Raw genomic sequence first — 8,678 nt, forward strand, 5'->3', positions numbered from 1 at the left:
CGATGCCGGTCTCGGCGCAGGCCGCCATCAGCGGATCCCAGTGGTCGGTGTGGATGCTGGGCAGCCCCAGCATCGCCGGGTTCTCGCTGAACGTCACGGCGTGAAAGCCGCGCTCGGCGTTGTCGCGGATCATCTTCGCGCCGAGGTCGGGATCGAGCAGCCACGGCAGTTGGCAGGGGATGATCCGGTCCGGATACGACCCCGCCCAGACGTCGAAATGCCAGTCGTTCCAAGCCCGCACCGAGGCCAGCGCCAGGTCGCGGTCGCCGGTCACCTGCTGCAGCCGCTGCCCGGCGAAGCCCGGCAGAAACGACGGGAAGTTCAGCGAGGCGTAGATGCCGTTGAGGTCCATGTCCTTGATGCGGGCGTGGATATCCCATGCGCCCCGCCGCATTTCGTCGAACCGGACCGGTTCGAAGCCGTACTCCGCCACCGGCCGTCCAACCACGGCGTTGAAGCCGACGTTGGGCAGTTCCTTGCCGTCATAGACCCACGTCTGTCCCCCGCTGTCGGTCTCGACGACTTTCGGCGCCCGGTCGGCGAACTTGCGGGGCAGCCGGCCGGTGAAGGTGTCCGGGGGTTCGACGATGTGATCGTCCACCGAGATCACCGTGTAGCGCCGGGGTGCCCGCGGCGGGTCGGGCAGGAAGGTGACCGAGCGCTGGGCGCCGGTCTTGGCCGTGGTGAAGTTCAGGTCGGTGGCCAGCTCGTCGATCGATTTCACGCGTCAATCCCCCTGCGGCGCGGCGTTGTTGAGTGTGAACTGACGGTGTTCAGCGTGCGGTGGGGGCGGCGTGTGCCGGCGTGTCGCCGCCGTGAGTGCACACTCGACGGTCACGTGAGCACATCCGGGTCGGCCTTGATGGTCATGCGCGCGGCCCCGGCCCAGTAGACATCGGCCGCCCGTTCGATCAGCGAGCGCTGCATGCCCGCCATGTCCGACCAGTTCATCGCCACCGGGTCCTTGCCGGTGAGCAGGACGTCGTAGGCCAGGTTGCAGACGCGTTCGATGGATGCCGCGCGGTAGACGGCTTCGGGCAGGTTGCGGCCGGTCGCGATGACGCCGTGATTGGCCAGGATGGTCAGGTTGGCGCCGCCGATCCGGGCCGCGAGTTCCGCGGCGCGCGCGGGGCTGTCGATTTCGCCGTCGTAGGTGTCGACCAGGCACAGGTCGTCGAGGAACAGCGACCCCGTCTGGTGCACCAGTTCGGGCAGTCGGCCCAGCGCGGCGAGCACGCACGCGTGGTACGGGTGGTTGTGGATCACCACGCGGGCGTCGTCGCGCACCCGGTGCAGCTCGGTGTGGATGTGGATGGCGGGGGTGACGTCCCAGCGTCCGCGGATCACGCGCGCGTCGGCGTCGACGACGCAGATGTCGGACGCGGTGATCTCCTGCCACCACAGCCCCCATGGATTGACGAACATCTCCGTTTGGCCGTCGAGCTGCCAGGTGATGTGCCCGGCCATGTTCTCGGCGAACCCGATGCCGGCCAGGTGGCGGAAGGCGATGGCCAACGCCTGCTCGCTGGACAGGTCGACGCCGATGGGCGGCACCACCGACGGCGCCCAGACTTCCAATCCGCCGCGCCGCGCGTTAGGAGCGTTCATGACCGGCCTCCATTCTGGCTCCAATATTCTCGCGCAGGCGGCCTTTGGCTATCTTTCCGCCGGATGAGCGGGGCAGTTCGTCCAGAACGATCAGGCGTTCGGGCAGCAGTTCCTTGGAAACCCCCAGCGCCAGCAGGTGTTCGACGAGCCCCGGCAGGTCGACGGACGCGGAGTCGGTGAGTTCGGCGTAGAGGCAGACCTTTTCGCCGAACACCGGGTCGGGCATGGCGACCGCGGCCGCTATCGCGATGGCGGGATGGGTCATGACGGCGTCTTCGACCTGGCTCGCGCTGATGTTCTTGCCGCCGCGCACGATGAAATCGGAGGTACGCCCGGTGACCCGCAGGTAACCGTCGGCGTCGATCTCGCAGATGTCCCCCATGCGCATCCACCCGTCGCGGGTGAACAGCTTGTCGTGGTCGGTGCCGCCGAGGTAGCCCAGGCTCGTCGCCGGTCCCCGGCAGGCGGGCTGGCCGCGCCGTGTGGCGGTGACGTCGCGGTCCCCGTCGAACAACCGGACCGACATTTCGGGGATGAGCCGGCCCGCGGTGCGCAGCCGGTGCCCGCGCGAATCGTCGAGGGTTGTCGCGCTGAGCATCCCGGTTTCGTTGGAACCGTAGAACTGCAGGATCTTGGCGCCGGTGAGTTCCTCGAACTCGGCCGCGGGCCGGTACGGCAACGCCTCCCCGCCGGTGTACACCACACGCAGCGAACTGAGGTCGTAACCGCGGCTGGCCGGATCGGCCATCAGCATCGTCAACTGGGTACTGACGCAACACAATACGGTGACCTGGTGCCGGGCTATCGCCGCGCAGGTGGCCGCGGTGGTGAACCGGTCCAGCAGCACCGCGGTGGCGCCGAGGTGGATCGGGGTGGTATGGCTGGTCCACAGCCCGAACCCGAACGGGGTGGGAATGACGGGCAGGAACACCTCGTCGGGCGTCAGTCGCCCATTGGCGACGGCTTTCTGGTGGAAGTAGTGCCAACGGTTCTGGGTGTGCACGACGCACTTGGGCAGCCCGGTAGTGCCGGACGTCGAGTTGATCAGGAAGACGTCGTCGGGACCGAGTTGGGCGTCTCGGTCCAGCGCCCTGGGTTCTGCGTCGACGTCGAGGCGAAGCGTCCCGCCCTCGTGGCCCAACACCAGCCGGGGCACCCGCAGTTCGCTCGCCACGTCCGCGGCCGCCCCGGCGCGGGGCGGATCGCTGATGAGGATTTTCGGCCCGGCGGTGCGCAGAATCGCCGTCGCCTCCCGGGTGCCGGCCCGCGCACCGATGCCGACGACCACCGCCCCACATCGTTCGATCGCGACGAACAGCGCGTGGATGGCCGCGCAGTCGCCGTGCCAGACCGCCACCCGCACGCCGCGGGCCACGCCGATTCCGGCCAGCGTCTCAGCCAAACTGGTTGCGGCAGTGTCGAATCCGCGCCAGGTGAACGCCGGCCCGCCATGGTCGACGTAGGCGTGGCGCTCCGGGGTGCGTTCGGCGTTTCGCCGCACCGCATCCGAAAGTGTCGACCCGCTCCACCAGCCGGCGGCATGAAAGCGGGCCGACTCCTCGTCGGTAAATGCCGGCGAACCCACGGGTTTCAGCCCACCGGCGCTCATCACCAAATGATAGGAAAGCCACCCGCGGGTTCGGCGCTAGGGATTCGGCGGGGCGGGCGCGGCGTGCTGGTTCTTGTCGGCGCTCGGGCGGCGCGGGTGTGGGGAGGGGCAGGTGGCGTTGCGCGCGCAGCCGCAATTGAGGCCGATGATGCAGCCGCCGCCTCCCCCGATGGGGTGCACCGGCAGGGCGCCGCCGGGAACAGGCGGCGCGGGCGTCACGACCGACGACGAGGCGCTGGCGGCCGGCGCGGCGCGGGGCGAGAAACCCACCGCGACGACGAGCGCGGTCACACAACCGCACAGCGCGGCTCGCGTCTTGGCGCCCGGGGTGCCCACAGGGCAGAACAGTAGTTGGCGGCCGGTGATCGCGCAGGTCGCGCGGCTACCTCGGCGCGGAACCGGCGGGGCAGCGTCTCGGTGGCTAGACGCGGCGTGGCCGCGTCCGCCGGCGGCCCATCGCCAGGCGCGCGGCGTAGATCCCGGCGCTGACCGCGAACATCGCGGCGGTCAACAGCAGCCACCGGCCGAAAAACGGGTCTTGGGTCTGACCGGTGGCGGCCCGGTACGTGGAGGCGCCCTGCCCGATGATGCCGGGCAGGAACACCAGCAGCGTCAGGCCCGCACCGAGCGCCGGTACCCGCAGATGGTTGAGCACCGGCACCCCGGCGTCGGCACGCTGCGGTGAGGCCTGGGCGCGGCCGCGGGACAGCAGCCGGTCGGCGCAGGCGTAGACGGGAAACAACACCAGATCGTGGGCGACGACCGCCGCGGCGAACCAGACGATGATCGATTGCCACCAGACGTGCGGGTTCCACAGGGTGGCCGGTTTGATGACGACGACGACGTAGCCCAACAGCGCAAAGCCGGCGATCATGGTCAGCAGGTGCAGCGGGTGCGATCCGTAGATCCTGGTGAACGCGCTACGCATGCCCGGCCGCCCGGAAAGCGATGGAAGCCACCCATTTCGTGTTGTGCACGCCGGGCAGCGCGGGCACGACGATGCGCGCGGGAAAGCCGTGATCCGGGGACAGGTCGGCGCCGTTCACCCGCAGCGCCAGCAGCGCGTCCGGGTGCAGCACCTGGTTGCGTTGCAGTGTGGCGGCGGCGAAGGCGCCGGATCGTTCCAGCGAGGACACTCGCGCGGAGTCCGGTGCGGGCGCGCCGGCCAGTCGGGCGAGGTCGGCCAGTCGCACGCCGGTCCAGGTTTGGGTGGTCGACCAGCCTTCGACGCAGGCGATCGGCAGCACGGCGGTGTGCTGCGGCATGGCCAGCAGGGCCGCGCGATCCAGCGCCACCGGCCGGGGGCCGCCGGTCAGGGTTATCCGCCAGCCATCCCCCGTGTCCCGGGCGGAAATGCCGGCGGCGGTCGCCGTCCGGTTGACCTCGAAGCCGTTGGGCTCGGACCCGCGGGTGCGCCCTCGCGGCAGCAGCAGCGCGGCCGGCCGGGCATAGCCACCCAGCGTCTGGCCCGCCGTGATGACCGCCATGAACAGCGCGCCACCGCCCACCAACGCGAGAGCGCCCCGACGGCTCATGGTCGCGGGGCGCGGTTCCGGGGCGACCAGCCCGTCCGGTTCAAATGCCTGGGCTCTGGTGCCGGCACGTCCGGTGCGCAGGACGTCACGCGGTGAGATCGAGCGCAGGCCGGCCCACATCCGCGGGCCCTTGATCGCGACGTGCATGACGAAGCCGGTGATGAACACCCAGGCACCGAAATAGTGCGCGGTGTAGAAGCTGAATCCGAAGATGTAGTCGTACTGGATGTTCAGCACGCCGGTGACGATTTCGAACAGAATGCCGCCGACCAGCATCAGCAGCGAAACCCGTTCCAGCAGTTGGGCTATGGACCGGGCGGGCGGCCACACGAACAGCCGCGGGATCACCGACCACAGTTTGGCCAGCACCACCGGGATGAGAACCAGCCCGAGCCCGACGTGCAGCCCCTGGGTCAGGCGATACAACCACGACGGACGGGTAGGCCAATCGAAGGTCGGCAGCTTGAGCCAGCCGACGTCGGCGGGGATGGCCTGGCCGAGCCGCGGCCCGTAGGCGATGTAGGACAGTAGCCCGGTCAGGATGACGATCGGCAGCGTCATCAACAGCACCGAACCGAACACCGAGGTCAGCCAGGGTCCGCGCAGCGGGCTGCGCCACAGCCGGGCGCATGGGCCGCCCGGATCTCTCGTCGCTTCGAGGTCATCGGTGGCGGGTGTGCCGGTCGTGCGCGTCGGCTTCATTCGCCCCTCACCCGCGGTCACCGACCGCGTTTACCGTGCCATCGATGATGATCCACGACGGGGCAGCGAATTGGGTTCAGTTCGGCGGCGCGCGGTGGGTGCGGGTCAGTCCTTGCCCCGCGGCGGCGGCTGCACCTCGACGCCACCGGAGTCGTGTTCGGGACCGGCGGAGGGATGCTCGGCGGGCACCCGGTCGCGCGACCGGGTGCCCTCGCTGAGCCGCTCGGGATCGGGCCGATGCACGTTGCCGTGGTACGGACCGGGCTTCGGCCGGGGCTTTCCGCCCGGGAACGCCAGCCGGAAGATGCTGCGGTGCACCATCGCCCACTGCTTCGAGAAGCGGCCGGAGTTGTAGGGCAGCTCGTAGCGTTCGCAGATCTCTTTGACCTGCGGCGCGATCTCCGAGTATCGGCTGCTCGGCATGTCCGGGTAGAGGTGGTGCTCGACCTGATAGCCGAGGTTGCCGCTGATGATGTGGAACAGCGGGCTGCCGTCGATGTTGGCGGCGCCGAGCAGCTGACGCACGTACCAGCCGCCGCGCGTCTCGTCCTCGACCTCTTCCGGCGTGAAGGTGTAGGTCTGGTCCGGGAAGTGGCCGCAGAAGATGATGGCGTGCGCCCACACGTTGCGGATGACATTGGCCAGCGCGTCGGCGGCCAGGGTGCGCAGGTAGGTGCTTTCGACGCCGGGTGCGACTTTGTCGAGGAAGCCCGCGGCGGCGCCGGCGCGGCCGCCCGTGGACACCCGCCGAAGCCTCCTGGCGATGCGGGACCGCGACGGCTGTTCGAGCCGGCCGCCCAACGCCAACTGGGTGAGCCCGAACGCCCCGGCGCTGATCAACGGCCAGCCGAGGTAGTCCTTGACGATCTGCGCCCGGGCTTTGACCCCGATGCCTTTCAGGTCCTTGCGCACCTCCGACCACGGCTTCTCGCGTTTGCGGATGGCATCGATGTCCATGTCGTGGACCGCCACGCCCCACTCGAACAGCAGCGTGAGGAGCAGGTTGTAGATCGGCTGGCCCAGATACCGCGGCGCCCATTTCTGGTTGGGGTCGATCCGCATGATCTCGTAGCCGAGATCTTTGTCCTTGCCCAGGATGTTCGTGAAGGTGTGATGGATGTAGTTGTGCGAGTGCTTCCACGACTCCGCAGTCGACGCCGTGTCCCAGTCCCACACCGAGGAGTGGATGTCGGGATCGTTCATCCAATCCCACTGGCCGTGCATCACGTTGTGGCCGATCTCCATGTTCTCCAGGATCTTGGCCATGGACAGACACGCGGTGCCCAGCAGCCACGCGGTCTTCGACCGGGATGCCAGCAACAAGATCCGGCCGGCCACCACGATCTGTCGTTGCGCCGAGATGACGTTCTTGATGTAGCGGCGGTCGCGGTCGCCGAGGTCGGCGAACACTTCGTCGTGAATCGCGTCGAATTCCTTGGCAAGCTTTTCCAGTTCTTGTTCGCTCAAGCGGCCGAGCGGATTGTCAGCGGCATTCTTCACGGCAGTTGTCACGAGCCGCTCCTTTCGATCAGAGTTCGAGTTCGACGTCGCCCTCGGCGGTGTTGATGCAGATTCGGACGTCCTGTCCGGTCGGTTCGATCACGTCACCCGAGCGCAGGTCACGCAGCTTGCCCGACTTCAGCGTCCCGACGCAGGTATGGCAAATTCCGATGCGACAGCCATAGGCAAGGTTGAGACCGGCCTTCTCGCCGGCCTCGAGAATCGATGTGCCGCCGTCACATTCGACTTCCTTGTCGCTGTCGAGGAAGCAGACGACGCCGCCCTCGCCGGCGTTGGCGTCGCCGCCGATCTTCGGTTGGAACCGCTCGAAGTGCAGGCGGTCGCAGTCGCCGTGCTCTTCCCAATGTTCGATCAGAGCGTCGAGCATTTCCCCGGGACCCGAGCAGAATGCCTCGCGCTCACGCCAGTCTGGGCACGCTTCGTCCAGGTCGCCGGGCGTGAATCGGCCCTGCTCGGAGGTGAGGCGCAGATCCAGCCGCATCCCCTCGTGGCGTTTCTCGAGCTCTTCCAGCGCCGGTAGGAACATGGCCTGCTCGCGGGTCCGCGCGGAATGAATGACCAGCACGTCGCGCATTTCGTCGCGATGATCGAGGTCGCGCAGCATGCTGATGATCGGCGTGATGCCGCTGCCCGCGCTGATGAACAGCATCTTGTCCGGCAGGGGCTCGGGCAGCGTGAACACGCCTTCGATTTCGCCCAGCCGCACCAGGTCGCCCGGTTGAATCTTGTGCACGAGATACGGCGACACGGCGCCGCCGTCGACCCTCTTCGGCGTCACGCTGATCAGGCCGTCTTCCGGCCTGGGATCCGAGGTCAGCGAGTAGGCGCGCCAATGGTAGACGCCGTCGATCACCACCCCGAGCCGCACGTACTGACCGGGCTTGTGGCCGGGCCATTCGTATCCGGGGCGGATCAGGACGCTGGCCGCTTCCGAGCCCTGCGCCTCGATGCCTTCGACCTTCCCGCGCAGCTCCTTGGTGGTCCACAGCGGGTTGATCATCTCGAGGTAGTCGTCGGGCTGCAACGGGCTGAACAACCGTCGCACCGCGCGCAGGAACAACCGCCGCCCCCATGGGACGTTGGGCTCGGCGCCGCGTTCAGCCATGTCCCCTAGAGTACACAGTTGTACACCGACACCAAACATCGAATTGAATTCTGTTGTTGCACATGGTTAAACATGTGCCAAACGCGCGCATAGGCCAGACATAGCCGTTCACTGGCTGCGGTGTACTCGCGTTAGGGCTGTTGCGTCAGACACCTCTGAGGTGCCCCGGGTGCGCGATGCCCAAACGTTTGTTCGGCTGTGCAGCGGCGCCTAATGTCGGTGGGTGTGCTGATCGGCTTCCTCCTCGCGCTGGGCTGCTCGCTCTGTTACGGGACGGCGACCGTGCTGCAGGCGGCCGGAACCCGCTCGGTGGAAGCCGGCAGCGGCTCGGGTGTCGACGCCGTCCTGCTGTTGCGCGCCGTGCGGCAATGGCGCTATCTGGCCGGGGTCGGGCTCGACGTCGCCGGGTTTGCGCTCCAAGTCGCCGCGCTGCGCTTGGTGCCCATCTATGTCGTCGCGGCGGCGCTGGCCGCCTCGATCGCGGTGACCGGCGTGGTGGCCGCCTGGGTGTTGTCGGCGCGGCTGTCGCCGGCGGAATGGACGGCCGTCGGGGTGGTCTGCCTCAGCCTGGTCGCCCTCGCCCTGGCCGCCGGGCCGG

Annotated in this window: 8 protein-coding genes and 1 pseudogene; 1 reads left to right on the top strand and 8 read right to left on the bottom strand. The window is 68.3% G+C overall.

Annotated features, from left to right (window positions below; translation table 11 throughout):
* From A9W96_RS10405 to A9W96_RS10440, 8 genes are all read right to left on the bottom strand, one after another.
* Positions 1 to 724: amidohydrolase family protein (locus A9W96_RS10405; RefSeq protein WP_156765191.1), on the bottom strand; the 724-nt coding region annotated here is incomplete at its 3' end.
* Positions 725 to 834: 110 nt separating this feature from the next.
* Positions 835 to 1,608, bottom strand: a complete 774-nt coding sequence (locus A9W96_RS10410) for a class II aldolase/adducin family protein (RefSeq protein WP_067139505.1) — start codon at positions 1,606 to 1,608, stop codon at positions 835 to 837.
* On the bottom strand, positions 1,595 to 3,217 hold the full coding sequence (locus A9W96_RS10415; RefSeq protein ID WP_067139507.1) for a class I adenylate-forming enzyme family protein: 1,623 nt from the start codon (positions 3,215 to 3,217) through the stop codon (positions 1,595 to 1,597). The genes A9W96_RS10410 and A9W96_RS10415 overlap by 14 nt, the downstream gene beginning before the upstream one ends.
* 36 nt (positions 3,218 to 3,253) lie before the next feature.
* Complete coding sequence (locus tag A9W96_RS10420) at positions 3,254 to 3,553, bottom strand: hypothetical protein (protein WP_067139510.1); 300 nt, start codon at positions 3,551 to 3,553, stop codon at positions 3,254 to 3,256.
* 85 nt (positions 3,554 to 3,638) lie between these two features.
* Entirely contained in the window at positions 3,639 to 4,145 is a 507-nt protein-coding gene (locus tag A9W96_RS10425) for a hypothetical protein (RefSeq protein ID WP_067139513.1), read from the bottom strand.
* The gene (locus A9W96_RS10430; RefSeq protein ID WP_082972127.1) at positions 4,138 to 5,454 is read right to left on the bottom strand and encodes a molybdopterin-dependent oxidoreductase; all 1,317 of its coding nucleotides are present in this window, start codon (positions 5,452 to 5,454) and stop codon (positions 4,138 to 4,140) included. The genes A9W96_RS10425 and A9W96_RS10430 overlap by 8 nt, the downstream gene beginning before the upstream one ends.
* A gap of 105 nt (positions 5,455 to 5,559) precedes the next feature.
* Positions 5,560 to 6,966 carry an acyl-CoA desaturase gene (locus A9W96_RS10435; RefSeq protein WP_067023184.1) on the bottom strand — a complete coding sequence of 469 codons (1,407 nt, stop codon included), beginning with the start codon at positions 6,964 to 6,966 and terminating at the stop codon, positions 5,560 to 5,562.
* A gap of 16 nt (positions 6,967 to 6,982) precedes the next feature.
* Positions 6,983 to 8,080, bottom strand: coding sequence for a ferredoxin reductase (locus A9W96_RS10440; RefSeq protein WP_066866480.1), 1,098 nt, complete (start codon positions 8,078 to 8,080; stop codon positions 6,983 to 6,985).
* A gap of 213 nt (positions 8,081 to 8,293) precedes the next feature.
* Here A9W96_RS10440 and A9W96_RS10445 point away from each other — a divergent pair.
* Positions 8,294 to 8,678 (top strand): annotated as a pseudogene (locus A9W96_RS10445) (hypothetical protein); the annotation flags it as partial.

Origin of the sequence: Mycobacterium sp. 1245852.3, from assembly GCF_001669335.1 — a bacterium.
GTDB classification, from domain to species: Bacteria; Actinomycetota; Actinomycetes; order Mycobacteriales; family Mycobacteriaceae; genus Mycobacterium; species Mycobacterium europaeum_A.

Coding starts and splice junctions, on each gene's coding strand:
- A9W96_RS10410 (WP_067139505.1), bottom strand. CDS start 1,608: ATGAACGCTCCTAACGCGCGGCGCGGCGGATTGGAAGTCTGGGCGCCG.
- A9W96_RS10425 (WP_067139513.1), bottom strand. CDS start 4,145: ATGCGTAGCGCGTTCACCAGGATCTACGGATCGCACCCGCTGCACCTG.
- A9W96_RS10415 (WP_067139507.1), bottom strand. CDS start 3,217: ATGAGCGCCGGTGGGCTGAAACCCGTGGGTTCGCCGGCATTTACCGAC.
- A9W96_RS10440 (WP_066866480.1), bottom strand. CDS start 8,080: ATGGCTGAACGCGGCGCCGAGCCCAACGTCCCATGGGGGCGGCGGTTG.
- A9W96_RS10430 (WP_082972127.1), bottom strand. CDS start 5,454: ATGAAGCCGACGCGCACGACCGGCACACCCGCCACCGATGACCTCGAA.